17 protein-coding genes and 1 pseudogene are annotated in these 20,647 nt (G+C 41.2%); 9 read left to right on the forward strand and 9 right to left on the reverse strand.

Going from position 1 to position 20,647, the window contains the following annotated elements:
* Positions 1-34: 34 nt before the first annotated feature.
* A complete protein-coding gene (locus tag ICL16_RS02410) occupies positions 35-1,057 on the reverse strand; it encodes an SPL family radical SAM protein (RefSeq protein ID WP_202895381.1) in 1,023 nt (340 codons plus the stop codon).
* An 870-nt stretch (positions 1,058-1,927) separates the two neighbouring features.
* Here ICL16_RS02410 and ICL16_RS02415 point away from each other — a divergent pair.
* From ICL16_RS02415 to ICL16_RS02430, 4 genes are all read left to right on the forward strand, one after another.
* Positions 1,928-2,197: a hypothetical protein gene (locus ICL16_RS02415; RefSeq protein ID WP_202895377.1), complete on the forward strand. Its 270-nt coding sequence runs from the start codon at positions 1,928-1,930 to the stop codon at positions 2,195-2,197.
* Positions 2,198-2,698: 501 nt separating this feature from the next.
* Complete coding sequence (locus ICL16_RS02420) at positions 2,699-3,484, forward strand: DUF1822 family protein (RefSeq protein WP_202895378.1); 786 nt, start codon at positions 2,699-2,701, stop codon at positions 3,482-3,484.
* A gap of 59 nt (positions 3,485-3,543) precedes the next feature.
* Entirely contained in the window at positions 3,544-6,189 is a 2,646-nt protein-coding gene (locus ICL16_RS02425) for a CHAT domain-containing protein (RefSeq protein WP_238360561.1), read from the forward strand.
* Positions 6,190-6,268: 79 nt separating this feature from the next.
* Positions 6,269-7,225: a DUF4351 domain-containing protein gene (locus tag ICL16_RS02430; RefSeq protein WP_190825305.1), complete on the forward strand. Its 957-nt coding sequence runs from the start codon at positions 6,269-6,271 to the stop codon at positions 7,223-7,225.
* A gap of 56 nt (positions 7,226-7,281) precedes the next feature.
* Here the strand turns inward: ICL16_RS02430 and ICL16_RS02435 are convergent, their stop codons facing one another.
* From ICL16_RS02435 to ICL16_RS02445, 3 genes are all read right to left on the reverse strand, one after another.
* Positions 7,282-9,066 carry a cyclase family protein gene (locus ICL16_RS02435; RefSeq protein WP_202895382.1) on the reverse strand — a complete coding sequence of 595 codons (1,785 nt, stop codon included), beginning with the start codon at positions 9,064-9,066 and terminating at the stop codon, positions 7,282-7,284.
* A gap of 73 nt (positions 9,067-9,139) precedes the next feature.
* Positions 9,140-10,540 (reverse strand): ATP-dependent DNA helicase, encoded by a 1,401-nt coding sequence (locus tag ICL16_RS02440; protein ID WP_190825307.1) that lies wholly within the window; start codon positions 10,538-10,540, stop codon positions 9,140-9,142.
* A 227-nt stretch (positions 10,541-10,767) separates the two neighbouring features.
* Complete coding sequence (locus ICL16_RS02445; protein ID WP_190825308.1) at positions 10,768-10,947, reverse strand: hypothetical protein; 180 nt, start codon at positions 10,945-10,947, stop codon at positions 10,768-10,770.
* 57 nt (positions 10,948-11,004) lie between these two features.
* Here ICL16_RS02445 and ICL16_RS02450 point away from each other — a divergent pair, with 57 nt between their 5' ends.
* The 3 genes from ICL16_RS02450 (at position 11,005) to ICL16_RS02460 (ending at position 15,442) form a co-directional block, all read left to right on the forward strand.
* Positions 11,005-12,162 (forward strand): RNA-guided endonuclease InsQ/TnpB family protein, encoded by a 1,158-nt coding sequence (locus tag ICL16_RS02450; protein ID WP_202895379.1) that lies wholly within the window; start codon positions 11,005-11,007, stop codon positions 12,160-12,162.
* Between the two features lie 173 nt (positions 12,163-12,335).
* Entirely contained in the window at positions 12,336-14,789 is a 2,454-nt protein-coding gene (locus tag ICL16_RS02455; protein ID WP_238360562.1) for an HAD-IC family P-type ATPase, read from the forward strand.
* A gap of 20 nt (positions 14,790-14,809) precedes the next feature.
* Positions 14,810-15,442: a hypothetical protein gene (locus tag ICL16_RS02460; protein ID WP_190825309.1), complete on the forward strand. Its 633-nt coding sequence runs from the start codon at positions 14,810-14,812 to the stop codon at positions 15,440-15,442.
* A 10-nt stretch (positions 15,443-15,452) separates the two neighbouring features.
* Here the strand turns inward: ICL16_RS02460 and ICL16_RS02465 are convergent, their stop codons facing one another.
* Positions 15,453-17,051 (reverse strand): glycosyltransferase family 39 protein, encoded by a 1,599-nt coding sequence (locus ICL16_RS02465; RefSeq protein WP_190825310.1) that lies wholly within the window; start codon positions 17,049-17,051, stop codon positions 15,453-15,455.
* Positions 17,052-17,478: 427 nt separating this feature from the next.
* Between ICL16_RS02465 and ICL16_RS02470 the strand changes: the two genes are divergently transcribed.
* Together ICL16_RS02470 and ICL16_RS47115 are read left to right on the forward strand one after the other, a co-directional pair.
* A complete protein-coding gene (locus ICL16_RS02470) occupies positions 17,479-17,853 on the forward strand; it encodes a hypothetical protein (RefSeq protein ID WP_190825311.1) in 375 nt (124 codons plus the stop codon).
* Positions 17,854-18,095: 242 nt separating this feature from the next.
* The gene (locus ICL16_RS47115; protein ID WP_337906891.1) at positions 18,096-18,209 is read left to right on the forward strand and encodes a UPF0175 family protein; all 114 of its coding nucleotides are present in this window, start codon (positions 18,096-18,098) and stop codon (positions 18,207-18,209) included.
* On the opposite strand, the gene ICL16_RS02480 is transcribed toward ICL16_RS47115, so the two are convergent.
* The 4 genes and pseudogenes from ICL16_RS02480 to ICL16_RS02495 form a co-directional block, all read right to left on the reverse strand.
* Positions 18,178-18,564, reverse strand: a complete 387-nt coding sequence (locus ICL16_RS02480) for a hypothetical protein (RefSeq protein WP_190825312.1) — start codon at positions 18,562-18,564, stop codon at positions 18,178-18,180. The two genes, ICL16_RS47115 and ICL16_RS02480, sit on opposite strands and share 32 nt — an antisense overlap.
* On the reverse strand, positions 18,539-18,889 hold the full coding sequence (locus tag ICL16_RS02485; RefSeq protein ID WP_238360563.1) for a DUF5674 family protein: 351 nt from the start codon (positions 18,887-18,889) through the stop codon (positions 18,539-18,541). The genes ICL16_RS02480 and ICL16_RS02485 overlap by 26 nt, the downstream gene beginning before the upstream one ends.
* Before the next feature lie 224 nt (positions 18,890-19,113).
* Positions 19,114-20,499 carry a photosystem II reaction center protein CP43 gene (gene psbC / locus ICL16_RS02490; RefSeq protein ID WP_190825313.1) on the reverse strand — a complete coding sequence of 462 codons (1,386 nt, stop codon included), beginning with the start codon at positions 20,497-20,499 and terminating at the stop codon, positions 19,114-19,116.
* A pseudogene (locus ICL16_RS02495) lies at positions 20,483-20,647 on the reverse strand (photosystem II D2 protein (photosystem q(a) protein)); the annotation flags it as partial. The gene psbC and the pseudogene ICL16_RS02495, both read right to left, overlap by 17 nt.

Raw genomic sequence — 20,647 nt, forward strand, 5'->3', positions numbered from 1 at the left:
GGAACATCTCTACATTGTTTTTTGGAAATGTCTATTACGTCCAATAAAGTATTTTAGCCGTTGGGAAGCGTTGCTGAATTTCGTTTTCAAAAAAGTGGCGAAGGGCTTTCATAGTATCATTATTGTAAACAAATTTAGTGCCGCCAAATTTGTTTTTCTTGACACTACGTTTCTCTTCATCCATGTCTAGTTTGGATTGAGGATACCATGTTTGTAATACTTCTTTGGAACCTGGTGTGAAACGGTGTGAGATTAATTCAAAAGTTAGGTCACAATCGAAATCTAGGGCTGCACTAATTGAGTCAAATAGTCGAGTATAATGCATCTGCCAATCCTCGATCGCCATAATTGGTGCGATTGTTAAACCTACTGGATATCCACCACCACCTCGTTCTCGTGGTAGAGCTAATCGTCGCAATGCTTGCAGGCGCGATGCCACTGGCGCTGTACCACCTTCAAATTTACCAGAGATGGGATGAGCGTTCACACTTACCCTCATGCGTGTATGACCATTGTGTGGTAAGTCTATTAGTGTATCTACTGCATCGAACTTGGAAACAACACGCAGATAAGCGTCAGTACGAGTACCAAAGTAGCGAATGCATGATTCTAAGCTACCTGTAAGATGTTCGATCCCTAGTGGATCAGTGTAGCAGCTAACCTCATAAGTCGTAGCTTTACCTGGTTGCTCGTAAGCAGCTAGGTTATCCAATATCTGCGGTAAATTAGCATACACACGAATTACTGGAGGACCAGATAAACTACCTGCTAAATAACAGTATTGGCAGTGCGCTGGGCAACCTTCGGCGATGTGAAATTGCCAGTCTGCCGAAGGCGGAATTGGACTAAGTTTAAAAGAACTAGGTGGCGCTGTTACTACTGCTAGGGTACGCTTAGCTGTATTATATGTATCACGCTCAGTTTCACCACGTAAACCGATCAGACGGTTGCGCGGTAACTCCTCAACAGGCAAGTTGAGCGATCGCACACGCGCCAAAATTTGCTGCCCCCACGGCTCATCTAAAGCTGCTGGTGTAAATAATACCCGCTCCGGCATCCACAACCTGGGTTGTCTTGTCTGTGTCTGTTCTGTGGAAGCACTGTCTGTAATAGTATTAATCATCATTCTTTACAATTATCTTGTAGGGGTGAACAGTCGTTTGCCCTTACTAAATTTCTATTGAGGCGTCATCTTCATAATTTATATTGTAAAAATAAACAAAGTTATAACTACTGCGGTTTCCACGTAAATAAAAGTAGTAATTTCCCACTGTGATCCATAAATGGATTGAGGAAAGCCAACTCCCTAGAATTAGTTAACAGTTAAAACGAGTAAGAAATGTATAAATGCTCGGATGCGCGACTATAGGCGACATACAATAGCTCGTTTCTCAACTTGTTTTGACGGCATCCGAAGATATTTACAGTATAATTATAAATTTATAGCATTTCATACCACTGCTACCAAAGCTTTCCTCTGTTTTCAGCAGGTTCTCTGAAGATAAGTAGGTGGGCGTGATAATTTCTCGTTAAGATAAGGCAGAGGGCAGAGGGCAGCTATGCTGAAGGGAAGAGGTTTTTGGGAAACTTTACTTTTCTTTACATACTTCGGTTTTTTTGCACTTCTCTACTTACTTGTGCGAAAATTCTTGAGAAGTTCCCTCAACTGATAAAACTTTTTTTGATTCTAAGGAGAGAGCCATGTTAGACGAAACAGTTCTCGAACAACGCTTGAACACTCTGGAGCAAGCAGTTTCCGATCTCCAACGGCTATGTTGAAAGCAAGCCCTCTGAAAATTGGTTGGAAAAACTGATTGGTTCAATTTCTGATGAAGCCGCTTTCCTTGAAGCTCTGGAATATGGACGTGCTTTTCGCGTTTGCTGATAAGCCGATTAATGAGGACGACGACAATTGTGAAATATCTGCTTGATACGGATCACATTAGTTTTCTACAAAGGTGTTCAGTCCTCGGAGTTTACTTGTTTGACGGCTCGGATGGGACAGCACTTACCCACAGATTTTGCATTATCTGTCGTCAGTTTTCATGAACAGGTGCTTGGCGCTCACAACTTTATCAATCGTGCTGGCACAAATGCTGACATGATACGCGGATATGCTTTGTTGTTGGAAACTCTCCAAGGCTTTGCAACGGCTCCGGTTTTACCATTTAAAGAAGAAAGCGATCGCTATTTTTGATTAGTTACGAGAGCAACGGGTTCGTGTGTCTACAATATCTGTTATTCGCCAATGCCTTGTGCGGTGGTACAACCTAATTTTGAAGCGTAGATTATATGACTTGTCGCGTGTCAAAATAAATTAACCACAAGTAAGATTAGATGAACCCATTGGGGAAGATGGGGGAACAACAAAGGGAGAAAATATAGCTGACATTAGTATTCTTCCCCCAATCGAACAGGCAGTATTTGATGAAAATCAACGCCAGCAACTACTACTACTAGATTATCTTAGACAAGATCCTGACCAGATATTACACAATTGTTGTTCTCGAAAATATCCTGATTGCAACTGTTGGGAAATTTGCAAAATGAGGTTGGAGCAGCCTCCAAAGAAATGGGAGGATATTACCAAAACTTTAAATGTTCCGTATGGAACTCTTACACCTCATTGGTATAGAAGATGCGAACCTTTGTTAAAAGAAATTGCTAATAAATTCGGATTTGATGCGGAGTATAAATTATGAATAGCACTATGAATCATTACTTGACTATACATCTGGAGCAAAAAGCTTTTGAATCTGCACATAAATTTGCTGCACAACAAGCATCAGTAGAAAAAGCTAGGCAAGTTTCTCTAAATACTTTGGCAGTTTATGCTGTGAATGAATTTGTGCAAGAAGAACTGGGTTTCAGCACAGATTTTAAAGCAGGAGATTCCTGGAATCCGTTTGTGCGAATAGTTCATGATGTGGCGGATTTAATTATCCCTGATTTGGGAATATTGGAATGTCGCCCGATGCAGCCAGAAGATAGGATAATTTATCTGCCGCCAGAGGTGCGAGAAAATCGAATTGCTTATGTGGCGGTTCAATTTCATGAGCAATTGGATAAGGTGAAACTACGAGGATTTATCCCAGCAGTTGAGTTGGGGAAATATCCAGAAGAAATTGAGATTAGCCAGCTTCAACCAATTGAAGAATTGATAGATTACTTGTATCGATTAGAAACGGCAATTTCGATTTTATCACCGGAAATAGAAGAGGTAGAAGCAAGCGTGCGGGAGATACTGCAAGGGAAATCAATTGCAGAAATCGCCGCACAGTTAGAGCGTGTTTATCGGACTTATGATTCTAGCGATTGGTGGGATGAAGGGGGAAAGGTTTTAGCTGGTAGTTCTAAGAGTGCAGGGGGAAGTGTGCGTGAAGGCGGGTTAACACGAAATGTCTCTGATGTTGAAGTTGAATTGAGGGATTTGGCTGAGGAGTTGTTGGAGAAGTTAGCAGAAGTTTGGGGAGATGCTGCATAAATTGCGTTGGGGAAAACGATAGATTTTTAGAAGTAGCACTAAAGAGAGGGTAAAGTGCAATGCCGCTGATTTCTCGTATATCGTGGATTATATATAAATTAGGGCAAATCTTATTCCAAAGTTTGCTTTTTGTGATAAAAGTTCCACCGCTAGCAGTGCTAATGTTTATCTTCCCAAGGCTTCGGCGTCAATTTCAGCCTTCAAGGAGATTAAAAAATCAGTCTTTTAGTAATGTAGTAGAACAAGACAGTCTAAATTTTTTGCTTCAAGTATTGCAAGCAACTGCAGAAAGCAACGGTAACCCGCAAGTTGTATATCCGTTACTACAAGCAAATATAGATAAATTGGATGATAATTTTATTCAATTATTCCAAGCATCGGCAACAGAAACATTGGCACAATCTAATGCAGAAAAAGCTCAATTTATTGCCAAAATTGTTTTTACTTTCAGCTTTTTAATGCTAGATTTTCCTTTAGGTAGAAGGGCGTTAAATATAGATATAGCTATTACTGGTTATCAGGCAATGCTGTTAGTTTATACTCGTGAAGCTTTTCCTTTTAATTGGGCAATGACTCAAAATAATCTGGGTTCTGCTTACCTTGAAAGAATACAGGGAGATAAAGCCCAAAATTTAGAATCGGCAATCGATGCATTTCAACAAGCTTTGTTAGTTCGCACTCGTGAAGCTTTTCCTGTTGATTGGGCAGCGACTCAACATAATCTGGGAATTGCTTATAGTAACAGAATAGAGGGAGATCAGACGCAAAATTTAGAACTGGCGATCGCCGCTTATAAAAAAGCTCTAGAAATCGACACCCCTACTACTCTTCCTCTCGATTGTTTCGGAACTGGAACAAACCTGGGTAATCTAGCCTTCAAAGAAGGACTTTGGACAACAGCAATTGAGGGATATGAACAAGCCATAGCAGCTGTAGAACTAACCCGAACTTGGGCAACTTCCGACGCCCGCAGCCAAGAAATTTTGACAGAAGCTATTGACGTTTATCAAAATCTCGTACAAGCTTTCATCAACACTGGGCAATTAGACAAAGCGATTAAATATGTGGAAAGTTCTCGTTCTCGCCTTTTGGTAGACTTAATGGCAAGTAACGATCTCTACGCTCGTGGAGAAATATCACCAGAAGTCAAAGAGTATTTGCAGCAGTTTAAAAAGTTGCAACAACAAATTAACCAGGAGCAAGAACAACTTCGTAATCAATCAGAAATTAACAAAGAACAGGGGCGTGTAGTAGAAACGTTTCATCAAATCTCTCGACAACACCGCGTCGCCTTTGGGGCGAAAACAGGAAAGCTTCAACGCTTGGAAGCAGAGAAACAGCAAGTCTGGGTACAAATACGCCGCTTAGATCCGGTACTTGCAGGACAAATCCAAGTTGATGCTCTTGATTTTATTGCCATTCAGCAACTGATCGACAGTCCTAAGACTGCTATTCTCAGTTTCTACACTACTTACGACGACACCCATATTTTTATTCTCCGCAAGAATGAAAGCCCTCAATTGCACACTTGTCTAGGGCAAGGGATAAAAACTTTACAAAAATGGATTTTCTACAACTGGTTAGAACCCTATTTTGAAGATAAAGCTGTATGGGTTATTCAAATGAGCGCTTTTCTCCAAGAACTTGCTCAACTGCTAAGAATCAATGAATTGATTGCCCAACACCTCCAAGGAATCGAAGAAATCATCCTTATCCCACACCTGGCGCTGCACCAAATTCCTTTTGCGGCGTTACCCGTAGACTCCCCTCAATCTCCTCTTAGTAAAGGGGGACAAGGGAGGTTTCTAGGCGACAGATTTCTGATTCGTTATGCGCCCAGTTGCCAAATCTTGGAATTTTGCCACAAGCGAGAAGATCAAAAGACTTTGCATGAAACCTCTCTACAATATGGCATTGTTGAAAATGCGACTGACGATTTGTACTTTACCACCTTCGAGTGCGAAAAAATCGCCTTACTCTACCCCGATAACCAACGCTTGCAGGGTAGCCGAGAAGCAACAGTCAGCAACTATCAAAAGCTAGCCAAACAAGTTCAGGGTATCCACTCTAGCCATCATGCCCACTCTCGCTGGGATAATCCCCTAGAATCACAACTATCTTTAGGCGATGGTAGCATCACCTTGGGGGAACTCATGTCTCCTGCTTGGCGACTTCCGCAACTGTTTGAGGTGTTTCTCTCCTGTTGTGAAACAAATTTTGGAAATATTGAAATTACTGATGATATTTTGACTCTCTCCTCCGGCTTTCTCTGTGCAGGTGCAAGAAGCGTCATCAATACGCTGTGGGCTGTTGATGATTTGGCGACGGCGTTGTTTTCTATCTTTTATTATCAGTTTCGTCAGGAAGGTTACAATCGTGCGGAAGCGGTACGGAAGGCGCAGGTGAAATTGCGTACTCTGTCGGGGGAAGCGTTGAAAAACGAATATCAGGAAGAATTAGACTTGATGCTGAAGGTGAAAAAGCAACAAATTAATAGTGAAAGAAAAGCTCTACAAAAACAACTGAATCAGCTAGTTCAAGGTACTCCCGCTTATCAAGAATTGGAGAATAAGTACAAGCAAGTACAAGATATCCAGATGAAATTAGGCGAAATGACAAACACTCTTGCTTCCTTATACCAACAGACTTTACCCTTTGCGCATCCCCAGTATTGGGCAGCTTTCACCTGCCAAGGAATGCGATGATACGAGTCAGCCCATAAAACTGTATATAATTGGAGGAAAAGTAACTAAGTACTTAAGCAAAAATCAGTTTTAAAATTCAATGACCCGCTTTATACATGACAAGTTTGCCAAGGACTATCTAGAAGAGTTACTCAAAAATTATGGAGAAGTTAAGCCTTCAGAAAAAGTATCAGGAGAAATTAAAGAAATTGATGTTTTATTCATTCCGGCACAACCACAAACTTCAAACTTAGAAATATTAGGTCTGCTGGGGAGATTTGCTGAATCACCGATGTTATTAGAAATATTCCGCAATCCAGCTTCGGCAGATGAAATTTGTGACTGTCTGATCAAAGTATTAGAAGTCAAGGCGGACATGCGACGAGAAGCGAAGACAAAAAATACTAAACTTATAGAAGAAACAATACCCAAATTGTGGGTTCTAACCCCCACGGCATCGGCAACAATACTATCGAGCTTTAACGTGAACCAACAAGCCGGATGGTTGCCGGGAGTATACTTTTTAGGGGAAGCATTGCGGGCAGCAATTGTGGTCATACATCAGCTACCATCAACACCAGAGACATTATGGTTGAGATTGTTGGGTAGAGGAAATGTGCAAGAAAGAGCAATTACTGAACTGCAAGCATTACCAACAAATACACCATATCAAAAAGCAACGTTAGAATTAGTTTATAACTTGAAAGAAAACTTGAGAATTAATCAAAATTTAGAAGAAGAAGATCGGGAGTTAGTTATGCGATTAGAACCACTTTACCAACGAGATAGAGAACAAGCAAAGCTGGAAGGACGACTTGAAGGACGACTTGAAGGGCAACTTGAAGGACGACTTGAAGGGCAACTTGAAGGGCGACTTGAAGGAGAACAACGTCTAGTTATACGTCAGCTAAATCGCCGTCTTGGTGAAATTGATGCATCATTAATTCAGCAAGTCAGAGAATTATCGATAGAACAACTTGAAGGATTGGGAGAAGCACTGTTAGATTTTTCCTCGGTGGCTGATTTACAAGCATGGTTAAATCAACGAGAAGATTGAAGAATAATCAGGTTGAGCGATCGCTCAACCTCTTTCTACCAAATCTTGATCTGCTTTTACAAAACTAACGCCATCACCGCCGCCGGAGAACCAGAACCACCACGCAACCTCAGTACCCCAATCACAAGGGTAGTCCCCACAGGCGGTAACTGATCTAAATTCGTCAAATTCTCCAACACAATACGAGGTTGTTCTAATACCAACCGATTAGTGACAAAAGTAGTATCTTGTCCTGAATCGACCCCATGAGTATCAATTCCTACCCCAGCAATATCACGTTCCTCTAACAAAAAGCGTGTAACATCGCCACTAAACCCAGGAAAATGCAAACCTCCCTGAGCATCCTTGTTAAGAAAAGCATTTCTATCCAACCACCTTTCTTGCCAGCCAGTATACATTAGCACCATACAACCAGCCGGAATCTCACCATAAAGATCCTCCCAAGCCAGAACATCAGCAATAGTGAGGACATAATCTGAATTAACCGCTGTTTGTTTCCGAACATCTATCACCACAGCAGGTACTACCAGCGACTCAGCAGAATATCGCTCAACCCCCACACCATCAACGTGAAAACTCTTAGGAGCATTAAAGTGAGTAGAACTGTGTTCCCCCATAGAGAACCGCCGCAGATAATAACCATCCTTATCCAGTTCCGCCACAAGATCAAAATCCACTGGCGGATCGCCATCCCACTGCGGGATATCACTGTCAATCACATGACTTAAATGTATCACTCGCGCATAAGTAACATTAATTGATGGCGGTTCATTAAACCTCACCAACCTCTCCAGCGTAGCCTCCATTACAGCAGTAGTTTGACCACTAACAGTAAAAACCAACGCCTCCCGGTACACCCTTCCAGCACCATGATCCCACAAATTAGCAGCACCACTAGAAACAGTCACCGCCGCATGAGCTATACGCACAGCCAAATCAATCGCCCAAGCCCGCAATTGCAAACATTGTGCGAATTCCACACCTTTTTGTTGCGCCTCCCGAATAGCAGTGCGACAATTGTTAAGCTCCGCTGCTAAAGACTCCAAAGCATTGCTAATAAAATGTTGCGACTTTGTGCGGAAAGCAGACTCTAAAATATCAATACCAGCTTGAGCGCATCCAGTGGTTAAAAAAGTGGCACGCAGAACATTATTTTTGTCCTGCTCGTGAATCCAACCCGCACTTTTAATCGAAACCACACGCTCTTGAGGCAAAAACCAGTTAGTCAAAGTAGCTGTTACAGTATTAGTAGATGTCATTGCTACTAATTGTAGGCGATCGCTAAACGTAATCCTACCACCTAAATAATGTGTTTCAACCAAAGGTACAATACCAAAAACAGCACTCCCATCAGGCAGTGTCGCCGCAACAATAAACTCGCTAAATATTCCCCATCCTGTTACCCAAGGCACAAACCCATCTAGTTTATATCCTCCAGTCACAGGTGCAGCTACAATCACGGTATCTTGTCGTCGTAGTTGAGAAAAACCGACACCCAGTAAAACTTCACCATTTCCCATACGCGGAAGATATTCCTGTTGGAGAGCGGAATTTCTACTTGCAACAAGCATCCCAGCCGCACTTTGATGCTGGGTTTGCAAGAATGCCAAAGCACCCGAATACCGAGCTACCAATTCTTGAAAGCTGTGGAATGTCTGTTCGCTGACGTCTTTTCCACCCCAACGGTTTCCAACTCTTAGCGCCAAAACACCTAATTCCCCAAGTTCCTGAAGTGCATGAACTAGAGCATCCGAGTTGCTGTCTATATCGTTGGCTAATGGTGCAACTTGGTTAAGTAGGTGTGAGTTGACTATATTGAGCAGAGAGCTATCTTGATCCATCGGCATCAAAAAGTGCCTCGACTTTGATCAGTATTATATCACCCGTAGGTTAGTAATCTATTTTATGGAAAACTTAAAACTTGGAAGAAATGTATAAATTCTCGGATGCGCGACTATAGGCGACATACAATAGCTGGTTTCTCAATTTGTTCTGACGGCATCCGAAGATATTCACAGTATCGACAAATACATTTTTAAAGGTGCTGCCTTGGCTTTGATGAACGGTGAGTGCGTATGCATATTGAAGTCGGTGCATCATATTCCCGCTGTGAAAAGCCAAATTATAAATTTCGAGAATTTCATACCACTGCTGCCAACGCTTTCCTCGGTTTTCCGGTGGTTCTCTTAAGATACTTGTGCGAAAATCCTTGAGATAGTCTTTCATATAATTCCAACTATCAGGATGGACAATTAGCAATGATGCTTCTTTTCCTGTATCAGTTTCAATTTTAAGAGTGTAAATATCAATGTAAGCTCCGGTAGTCATCATCCGGACACTTCCGGGTTTAACATTAATAATTACACATTCCTGGCAGGAGTACATCACAATTGTCTTTCTGTCGTTGTTTTCATCATCTCGCGTGATGATTACGTCTTTTGCCATGAGAATCTCGCCTTCTACAAATGGCTCTGCATCTTCCCCGTAAATAGCACTGCGAATAGTTTTGTTGATGGTTTCTACTCGCTTGTTTGTCCATGCTAGAACACGAATGTTATTTGGATCTTGATCTAAATCAACATCTTGAAATCTTGAGATTAATTCATCTTGCCATGCCTCCGGTTTCATTTTCGTGATGTTACCCGCTGAATACAGGCGTGGTGGAAACTGACTGGTGATGTTGTTGCGTAATGCAGTTACATAAGACGCGATCGCTCCCTCGTAGCGCATCACTTGCATTAATTCTATCCCAGTTGGCAAGCTAAATACCGGAGATTCATCTAATTCATCTTCTATGGGTGGTAGCTGTGCCGGATCGCCCATAAATATAGTTGGGATTCTATCATATGGAATCATATTGTACAACTCTGTGCCGATCATTGAAGCTTCATCTACGACCACCAAGTTGAAAGTGCGGTAATGTGGTTCCCTTGTCCACTTATTCGGAATGAGCTTCTGTTTACCGTTTTGGTCGTATTCCCCTGGCATTACGTGTAGTAAAGAGTGTAGGGTAGCAATATGAACATTTTTTAGCCCAGTATTATAAGCGCTTGCCTCAAGTACCGCTCGTGCTTTGTGGGTAGGCGCACATATAGCGGTTTTCAAACTTTTGTCTTCAGATTCCACCTGAAACACCCGTTGCAGTACCTTGATAATGATGTGAACGACGTAGGTTTTCCCGGTGCCTGCGTATCCACGTAATATATATGGCTGTTCTGGCTTTGACTGATACCATTCTATAGCTTGGTTTAACGCTTCAGATTGCCCACTTGATAGGGTACTGACACTGCTTAATATCTGTTCTAAGTGTAACATATGTATTTATTGAGGTTGAGTATAAAATATATCAATATTTTATAATTCTGGCGTCCTTGTTACCATGCAGAGCATCTCCTCGTCGAGTGCGAACCTGGGAAAGAGAAGAAGTGCGATCGCGCTTACCACGTTTCCTATTGAAGAAGCTTTCAACTGAGAAAAGAATAAGTAGTCAAAAACTTATCTAAAATTGTTTAAACCTCTTTATATTGAAAAGGTTTACCGGATTAAATTTTCTTAATTTTTATATATTCATCAATTAATTCTCTAATATCTGACTGCCATCCTGGAATTTCTTTTAAAGCTTCTCTGACTCCCTTCTTTAGTCTTAAGGTTAGTGGAACATTATCTAGCGGTTCTTCCCTATTTGTGGTAAACCCAAATTTATTTTTCTTCTCAAAGCGCATTGACTTTTATAATTATAGTGTGTATACTAACTATAGCAATTAAAAATAGGTAAGTCAATGTTTGCCATTAAGGTGGAATTAAAACTAAATAATAAAGAAAAAACTTTAATGGCTAAACATGCAGGGTTTTCTCGCTTTGTGTACAACTATGGATTAATCTTGTATAAGGAGTTAGATTATACTCAGTTTAAAGGTAGTACGTCCAAAAAGTTAGACGCAATTAAAAAGATTTTTACTAATATTACAAAAAATCGTGCAGAATTTGAATGGATGAAAGAGTTATCCTCACGGGTATATCAGCATTCATTCATGAATCTGAAAGATGCATTTACTAGATTTTTTCAAGGTCAAAATGAATACCCAAAATTTAAGAGTAAGAAAGAGGGAGAATCATTTACAGTTGATAATGCTAATGGTAAATCTTTGTTGGATGTAGGAAAAAGAATAAAAATACCGACACTAGGGAATTTTAGATTAAAAGAAAAATTAAAATGTAGATACGTAACTCAAACATTCACAATTAGTAAGACAGCAGATAAATGGTATGTATCCTTTACAGTAGATGCTGATAGAATTACACCATTGATTCATCCTATTGAATCAGTAGGTATAGATTTAGGAGTTTCAATCTTTGCTACAACGAATGATAGTGACGATAAAAGCAAAAAGATAGCTGCACCCCCGCCAATGAAAAAAGCGAAAACCAAGCTGGCTAAAATGCAGTATCGGAATAGAAACAAGCAGTTAGGAAGCGGAAAAACAAAAACTCCTGCATCTAAAAATGCTAAAAAGTATTACCAAAAACTAGCAAAACAGCACGCCAAGATTGCTAATCAGCGTAAAGATTTTTTACATAAATTGACAACCGATTTAAGTAAAACTTACTACAGGATTAGAATTGAAGATTTGAATGTGCAAGGCATGATTGCTAATCGTAAGTTATCAGCTGCAATATCCGATCTTGGTTTCTATGAGTTTCGCAGACAGTTAGAATACAAGCAGTACGTTTATGGAACCAAGGTTGAAATAGTAGACAGATGGTATCCATCATCAAAACAATGTATGGTTTGTTTACAAAAACATACAGGACTATCTTTGTCTGATAGAATTTTTGACTGTCCGCATTGTGATGCACCTCCAATTGATAGAGATATTCAAGCTGCAATTAATTTAAGATTAGCACCAGATATCGTAGTGACTCCGGCTAGGGGTTGAAGCTTTGTCTCCGGACAAGGAAAATGCCTGTGGACTGGTTAGGAGCCGACTCCCCAGTGTGAAGCAGGAACTGAACTTTAAATCTAGATAGGTTTAAGTAAGTTTTAGATAGCAGATAATAATAAAGTAATGCCAAGCCGTTCGTATATGTTAAGGAATATAATAGCCAAATCATGAGTAGTTCAGCAGCAATGAGCCAGACTCCGGATCTACAGGGTTTATCCCAAAACGAGGTGATCCAAAGACGGGCAGCTGGGCTAGGGAACGATGTGAAATTTCAAAGCAGTCGTTCCTATCGTCAAATTCTACGGGAAAATGTTTTCACCTTCATCAACGCAGTTTTCTTTGGCATTAGCTTGGTATTCATTTTGCTAGGACGGTTCGGAGATGCCATTTTAGTTGTAGTTGTAGTTTTTGGAGCAATGCTAGTCAGTGTTTACCAGGAGATTTGGGCTAAACAGAAACTCGATCGCATTGCGCTACTCAACCGACCAAAAGCAGTTGTCATCCGATCCGGGCGTGAAGCAGAAATTGACCCCAATGAAATTGTCGTCGGAGATATTATACCAGTACATGCAGGAGATCAAATTCTGGTTGATGGGGTAGTAATTGGTTTAGGTAGGATTGAAGTTGATGAATCCCTACTGACAGGTGAATCTGATTTAATTCCCAAAGTGGCAGGAGATCAGATTTTTTCTGGAAGCATTTGTGTCAGTGGTAGTGTTTATTCCCAAACCGAGAAAGTAGGCAACCAAACAACAGCTCATAACCTAGTAACGGGGGCAAGAGCTTACCGTCAAGCATTGACTCCCCTCCAGCGCGAGATTAATCAGGTCATTCGAGTATTTCTACTCACTGCATGCTTTCTTTGGATTTTAACGATTATTGGGTTTATTAGCAATGAGCATTCTCTAAAGGATTTGGTGCAGCGCATTGCTGTGATAGCAGGTTTAGTACCAGCAGGGCTTTTAATCGCAATTACCTTAGCTTATGGTTTGGGAGCAGTAAGGATGCTGGGACAAAATGTTTTGATCCAGCAAGCGAATGCAGTAGAGTCGCTCAGTAACGTTGATGTGCTGTGCTTGGATAAAACTGGTACGCTCACGACTAATCAAATTAGTTTGCAAACTCTTGTTCCGATTGGAGTAAGTCAAGAAGAATTAATTGCTTTATTGGCTAACTACGCCGCTAATACTAGCAGCCCAAACAAAACTACAGAAGCCATCGCCGCAGCTTACCCAGGAAAAACACTTCCTGTTGTGGCTGAAGTACCCTTTTCTTCAGTGCGCAAGTGGAGTGCATTAGCTTTTAAATCAGGCGTTTACTTTCTGGGCGCACCAGAAGCTTTCTCAGCGGTAGTATCACTTACACCGGAAATACAAGAATTTATTCAAACCGGAGTAGAGCAGGGTTTGCGCGTCTTGCTATTTGCATCTAGCCCAGATGTAGAAGCATTAATAGCTGAAGAAATGCCCCATTTACCACTTAATCTCATACCACTAGGTGTGATAAACTTTAGTGATGTGTTACGACCAGAAGCAAGAGAAACACTCATGGGTTTTGCCTCGGCAGGGGTGGAACTAAAAGTAATTTCCGGCGACAACCCCCAAACAGTAGCAGCGTTGGCAAAACAGGTTGGGTTTCATCCAGATGCAAAACTAGTTTCTGGGCAACAACTGGCACAAATGGATCAAGTGCAGTTTACCCAAGCAGCATTAACTAACACAATATTTGGGCGGATTACTCCAGAGCAAAAAGCCAGGTTGGTTGAAGCGTTACGTAATTCAGGGCGTTATGTAGCTATGACAGGTGACGGCGTAAATGATGTACTCTCACTGAAACAGGCAAATCTGGCTATAGCAATGGAAAGTGGTTCTAAAGCTACACGAGCAGTTGCTGATATTGTACTATTAAAGGACTCTTTCAGTGCCTTACCTCAAGCTTTAATTGAAGGGCAACGTATCCGTAACGGTGCTATAGACGCGATGAAACTGTTCTTGGTGCGGGGTATTTGCATCACATTACTAATTTTTTCCGCTTCCGTCGTCACTAACAGTTTTCCACTAGATAATAAACAAAGTGCTTTGATTGCTTTAGTTGGTGTTGGTTTTCCTACCACAGTAATTCCGATTTGGGCAAAACCAGGTGCTATTCCTCGGCGTGGGGTAGTGCGTTCGATGCTGCATTTTGTGATTCCCGCAAGTTTAACTCTTACCCTAGTCGCGTTGTTAGTATACCTACTCTTCTTAATCTATGCTGTTCTGGATTTGCCCCCAGGGGCAAATTTATCCCAACTTAATCGTGCCATTCCTCGTACTGCATTGACAACTATTCTAGTGATGGGTCAATTGCTACTAATTCCTTTTCTCAAACCGCCAACACGCGCATGGGTTGCAGGTGAACCCTTAAGCCGTGACTGGCGCTATACTATTACAGCTTTTGTGCTCATAGTTGTCTACTTTATTATCGTCTCTATTCCTGCTAATCAAAGATTTTTTGAGTTAGCCTCACTTAGCCCAGCCAGTTATCTGTTTATCGCTTTTGTTGCACTAGACTGGTGTTTGATTGTGCGGTTGTTATGGCGCACCCGATTTTTTGATAATTTCCTGGGTATTGATTTAACTTAAATTCAATCCAAAATCTAAAAATGAACACTGACTCTCCTGCTCAAAATTCACAACAGCAATACTCCGTAAGTATCTGGGAAGGAGTAGGAGTTAGCGTTGCGACAATCGCAGTCATAGTGTTTGCGCTGCTGGGTTTAGGTTTGAAAACCCTGCGGAATGCATTTTCTCCATTTAGGGCAGAAGCGATCGCTAACACTCTAATCGAAAATCCAACTCTTGCCAACCCCCAGTACGTCTTTGGCATTAATATTGGTGGAGTGACAGTTGCTGTAATTACTAGTTCTTTACCTAGTAATAATCCAACTAGTCAAGAAAACCCCCCAGAAGTATCACTGATTGTTGCCAAAGCACGGCTAGAAGGTAAAATACCTGAAAGTGATTCTATCCCCTCACTTTTTTACCATCCAACAGGCGACTTACAAGTTACAACTTCCCGTACAGAACAAAAAATATTTTGCGGTAAAGTTGTACCCGTGACAATTCAACAAGGTACATTAGCTTGGTCTGACCAAAAACCTTCTGTACCCGCTCTTCGATATAATGCTACTGTCGTTCTTAACAACACGCAGCGTTATGTAGAGCTAATCACAACTGCACAAGACGCTGAACAAACGGCAGAAACAATTTTTAATTCATTACAATGTAAGTTGTGATGTGTAATGGTTATTTACCTTTAGGCTTAGTTAATTTCAATAAAGAGTAATATTGATCTTTATAAACAGTTACTGCCTTGTATTTATACTTTTTTTCTATTGCCTTTTGCAAAGTTTTTGAAGGATTAAATAAAAATACATTATAATTTGGAGAAATCTTAGGTACGTTGTTTCCCTTCACCAACTGAAACCTGACTTTTGGCTGTGCAAGATAGCTTAGAGAAAATATATTTCCGTAATTAATGCCTGTATCATTACTAATTACTAGTGGGCGAGCAGCCTGATTGACAATTTTCGCTACTTGTGGATTGCCATAGCTAATAACTTTACTCCACCATGTGTTAGCCTGAGAACTCACCGCACAAGAAACTACACCTGCCATAATTACTAGTACCATAATTGTTTGCCAAATTCGCCGACGAGAAAGAATGCCGTTATATAATTGAGTAGCAAGCAAGTAAGCAACAGCTAGTTGAATACCTAAATAAGAAGGGATTAAATATCGTCCGGAAACCGAGCGTACCCCACCAAAAATTAAATCAGGTAGCATTAGAGGTAGTGCTGGTATTGTAATTAATGTAATAATAAATAACCAAGTTTTTGGGTGAGTTGTCAAATAAAGAAAATAAATTGCATACCCTACTAAAATTAAAAAAGCAGGAGTGATTAAATAAGATAATGGGTTTTCAAAGCCAACGTCTAAATCAAAAAATATCCTAATTACTTGTAGAAACCATGATTGAATTAAAATGATAAAAGATAACTTCATCGTTGTCCATCCTAAGGACATTTGTAGTTGTAAAAAATTAGAGACTACAACTAATATCCAAGGAATAAAGGCGATGAATCCTACTAACGTTGCTAGAGAATAAGCTGATAATATTTTATTCCACCGCCGTTTTGTCAAGGCAATTACATAAATTACATGAGCAAGAGCAACAAATCCACTTAACAAAAATGTGTAGAGACTAAGTGTTAAAGTTCCTGCATAAATTCCCCAATTATATATACGTTCTGAGTCTTTCAACCGATATGTTTCTAATCGTATAGCTCGTAATAGTGAAGCGCTGCATAATAATATTGTTAGTAGCCACAAAATATATTCTCGTGCTTCTTGGGCAAAAATTAGGTGGATTGGAGAAATTGCCATAAGTGCGATCGCAATCCCTGGTAAGGAAAACGGCACATTAAATAATTCCTGACACAGCCAGTAACCGCCGAATAAAACTAGCAAGCTAATCAATGCCGATAAACTTCTAATCGCTGTGACAGAATTACCAAAGATTTGCACCCAAAATCTAGCTATAATATAGTAAAGAGGCGGATGCTGAGGATCTTCAATAGCTAAAGATTTAATTGTGTCACCTAAATCATTTTCTAAATTAGGACGTTGGAATTTGGCAAAGTCTTCCTTTGTTAAAACACGACTATTAAAGATTTGTTGCTTCACAGCACTTGCTGTATAACCAGACATCCGTAGTGAAGTATATGTTTCATCATGCCAGTAAACTTTGCCCTCAAGATTGTAGAAGCGAAAAAATATACCCAACACTAACAACAAGACAATTAGAAACCGCAACCAATTGGGAGCAATTATAAAACGCCGCATAATCTGGTTTCTCAAGAAGTTGTAGAACCACTAATCAAACAATCTCACTACCAGTCTTGAGAATGCAAGTTCATGTGTAAAATTGAACTGTTCTACGCTGTTACATCTGAAACTTGCATCAAAAACTGCTGATTCATCACAAGACTAGCTAAAACAACAGCATAACCCGAAGCGCTCAACTATGCTACTCATTTTGAGCAAATTTGAAAGTGGTACACTAAACTGCCGAAAAAAAGTGCGATCTCTACACGATATCAGCCCGTGCCAATGCAGTCAGCTACTATCGCTCTGTAGTGGCTTATATTTGCCGCTTGGGGATTGGAGTAAAGGGAGTGCGATGGGATCACGATTAGCCTGCGATCGCTCAACCCGGTGATAAAATATGATGATAATCGCACTCTATACTCTACTTATTAAATGACAAATTATGAATGAAAATATATTAACAGAATCGGAAATTAAACAAGTTTTAGAGCAAGTTAAAACGGCTTTTCCGTTCTTTACTGCCTGGGAATATAATAACGAAAAAAATGAAGAGTATTTTGGTTTTTCTGTTTGGGGAGAGTTGGTTATTAATCCCGAAGAATTAATGCCACGACGTTTGTTTATAACACTTGATAAAACTCATGAAAACAAGTGGCAAGGAAGTTTAACAATCGGTCAACATTCCTATCTCTGGTCAAGTGCTGATGTTGGTGATGCTCACTTACTGGATACAGAACCTTGTGAAACTTTAGAAGAAGCAATTGTAGCACTCAAAGCAAAAATGCTAGAACTGTGGAGAGCTTTTTCTGCATTGTGAAACAGATCCTAGTCTGGGCTTTTAACAAGTGTGTAGAACAAGAGCAGAAACTGCCACAAACATCGTTTAAGCTGAAAATAGTAAACCCAATTATTTCAAGAAAACACTATGAGCGTAGTAATTCCGGATGATATTCTTCAATCAGCACCGAATGTCAGAAGCCGAATTAAAGCTAGAAATTGCGATTATGTTGTGACAACAAGATAAAATCAGCATTGGGAAAGCTCGTCATCTAGCACCGAATGAATTTAATCGAGTTCCAACGCGAAATTGCTAGTCGCGGAATTTGTATCCATTATGATGTTGAGGAGTTTGAAGCTGACATCAAGACACTGCGGGAGATGGGTTATCTGTGATGGATTCAAGTAAACCTGACATGTCTAAAACTCTTTGTGAGTATGTTTCCGCTTGTTGGGCTATCTCCGCAATACGGAGTTCATCCAACCAAATATTATCTAAAGTCAGTTGCCAACGTGCTAATTGAACTTGAATGTTAACTAGTTCCTCAGCTTGCTCTGGTTCAATTTCTGCTGCTGTCCATTCGATAAACCACTCAGTTTCATCTATGACAATTTCAACAGCTTTTTTATAAGCAGTATTACAGAATGACCTAATGCGTGCTAAATTAGAGGCTATATGCCCTAAGCGTAACTGAATACCATCTTTTTGGAAGCGTGCTTGTTTTTCATTTAAATTCAATTTCGTATCCACCGATTAACTCCTGAGTAATTCGTTTTACACGTTCCCGTATTGCTGGGTCTTGAATTATCATCGAACGATTGTTTTGACTCGGACGAATATTGATAATCGATTCGTAATCCATTGATTGGTTGAACGGAGTCCAATCAGCACCCCAGATGTCACGCTGTCTACTACCGTCTTCTAGTAATACAGCTTCACAGTGAGCATGTTTTTCTCCGCCTCCAGCTAATATACCGCGTTCGATGTCAACCACAACTTTGATGTAAATCCTCAAAGTTTGTAGCATCTGCTCAACCTGTTCTAAGGTCGCACGCTCTTTAATTATAATTATCAACTCCTCACCTCGAGATAGATTTAAAATAATCACGCTGAAGCGATCGCGTTTAACTCTACAAATAATGAATTTAATTTTGTCCGACTACTTACTTTTCCTTGCTGGTTAAGTGAGGCTCTGCCTCATGGTAGGCATTCCCAGGCGGAGCCTGGTAACGAGAAGAAAAAGCTCCTGCTGTGACACAGGAGCTGATTGATTATCAGTGATGAAAGAAAATGAGATACTTAGTCGAGTTCCTTCATGAACAATACTGGCTCGGTTTCACGGTTAATACCTTTCTCGAAACCACCAGCAGCCGCACGGGCGCGTCCTGCGTGCCACAAGTGACCAATCAGGAAGAAGAAACCTAACACGAAGTGAGAACATGCCAACCACGCACGAGGAGATACGTAGTTGAAGGAGTTAATCTCGGTAGCCACGCCACCCACAGAGTTTAGAGAACCCAGAGGAGCATGAGTCATGTACTCAGCGGCGCGACGAGCTTGCCAAGGCTGAATATCGTTCTTGATCTTGTCGAGATCTAGACCATTGGGACCACGTAGAGGCTCCAACCAAGGACCACGGAAATCCCAGAAGCGCATTGTTTCACCACCGAAGATGATTTCACCAGTGGGAGAGCGCATTAAGTATTTACCCAAACCTGTGGGACCTTGAGCAGAACCGACGTTAGCACCCAAGCGTTGGTCACGGATCAAGAAGGTTAGAGCTTGAGCTTGAGAAGCTTCAGGACCGGTAGGACCGAAGAATTCGCTGGGGTAAACGGTGTTGTTGTACCAAACAAAGATGGAGGCAATGAAGCCCATCAATGATAGAGCGCCGATACTGTAGGAGAGGTAAGCTTCACCAGACCAAATGAAAGCGCGACGCGCCCAACCGAAGGGCTTGGTGAGAATGTGGAAAATACCGCCACCAATACAGATCAAGGCAACCCAAATGTGACCGCCAACAACGTCTTCTAAGTTGTCAACGCTAACAATCCAACCTTCACCACCGAAAGGAGACTTCAGCAAGTAGCCGAAGATCACAGCGGGGTTCAATGTTGGGTTAGTAATGACGCGAACGTCACCACCACCAGGTGCCCAGGTGTCATACAAACCACCGAAGAACATTGCCTTCAGTACCAACAACAAGGCACCTACTCCTAAGATGATGAGGTGGAAACCGATGATGGTGGTCATCTTGTTCTTGTCTTTCCAGTCATAACCAAAGAAGGAGGAGTATTCTTCTAAGGTTTCTGGACCACGCACAGCGTGATAGATACCACCAAAACCAAGTACTGCAGAGGAAATTAGGTGGAGTACACCGACCACAAAGTAGGGGAATGTGTCAATTACTTCACCACCAGCGCCTACACCCCATCCCTGAGTTGCCAAGTGAGGTAGCAGGATCAAGCCTTGCTCGTACATGGGCTTTTCGGGAACGAAGTGAGCGACCTCAAATAAGGTCATTGCTCCTGCCCAGAATACAATCAAGCCAGCGTGAGCAACGTGAGCGCCCAGTAGTTTACCGGACAGATTTATCAGACGGGCGTTACCAGCCCACCAGGCAAACCCAGTGGATTCTTGGTCACGACCACCTACAACCATTGATCTATTAGAGAGCGTTACCACGGGGTAGTACCTCTTCGGGGAATACAAATTTTTCGTGAGGCTGATCTTGAGGAGCCATCCAAGCGCGGATACCCTCGTTGAGCAAAATGTTCTTGGTATAGAAAGTTTCAAATTCTGGATCTTCGGCTGCCCGCAATTCTTGGGATAC

Origin of the sequence: Iningainema tapete BLCC-T55, assembly GCF_014698965.1 — a bacterium.
Lineage (GTDB): Bacteria > Cyanobacteriota > Cyanobacteriia > Cyanobacteriales > Nostocaceae > Iningainema > Iningainema tapete.

Coding starts and splice junctions, on each gene's coding strand:
- ICL16_RS02410 (WP_202895381.1), bottom strand. CDS start 1,057: ATGCCGGAGCGGGTATTATTTACACCAGCAGCTTTAGATGAGCCGTGG.
- ICL16_RS02420 (WP_202895378.1), top strand. CDS start 2,699: ATGAATAGCACTATGAATCATTACTTGACTATACATCTGGAGCAAAAA.
- ICL16_RS02425 (WP_238360561.1), top strand. CDS start 3,544: ATGCCGCTGATTTCTCGTATATCGTGGATTATATATAAATTAGGGCAA.
- ICL16_RS02430 (WP_190825305.1), top strand. CDS start 6,269: ATGACCCGCTTTATACATGACAAGTTTGCCAAGGACTATCTAGAAGAG.
- ICL16_RS02435 (WP_202895382.1), bottom strand. CDS start 9,066: ATGGATCAAGATAGCTCTCTGCTCAATATAGTCAACTCACACCTACTT.
- ICL16_RS02440 (WP_190825307.1), bottom strand. CDS start 10,540: ATGTTACACTTAGAACAGATATTAAGCAGTGTCAGTACCCTATCAAGT.
- ICL16_RS02445 (WP_190825308.1), bottom strand. CDS start 10,947: ATGCGCTTTGAGAAGAAAAATAAATTTGGGTTTACCACAAATAGGGAA.
- ICL16_RS02450 (WP_202895379.1), top strand. CDS start 11,005: ATGTTTGCCATTAAGGTGGAATTAAAACTAAATAATAAAGAAAAAACT.
- ICL16_RS02455 (WP_238360562.1), top strand. CDS start 12,336: ATGAGTAGTTCAGCAGCAATGAGCCAGACTCCGGATCTACAGGGTTTA.
- ICL16_RS02460 (WP_190825309.1), top strand. CDS start 14,810: ATGAACACTGACTCTCCTGCTCAAAATTCACAACAGCAATACTCCGTA.
- ICL16_RS02465 (WP_190825310.1), bottom strand. CDS start 17,051: ATGCGGCGTTTTATAATTGCTCCCAATTGGTTGCGGTTTCTAATTGTC.
- ICL16_RS02470 (WP_190825311.1), top strand. CDS start 17,479: ATGAATGAAAATATATTAACAGAATCGGAAATTAAACAAGTTTTAGAG.
- ICL16_RS47115 (WP_337906891.1), top strand. CDS start 18,096: ATGAATTTAATCGAGTTCCAACGCGAAATTGCTAGTCGCGGAATTTGT.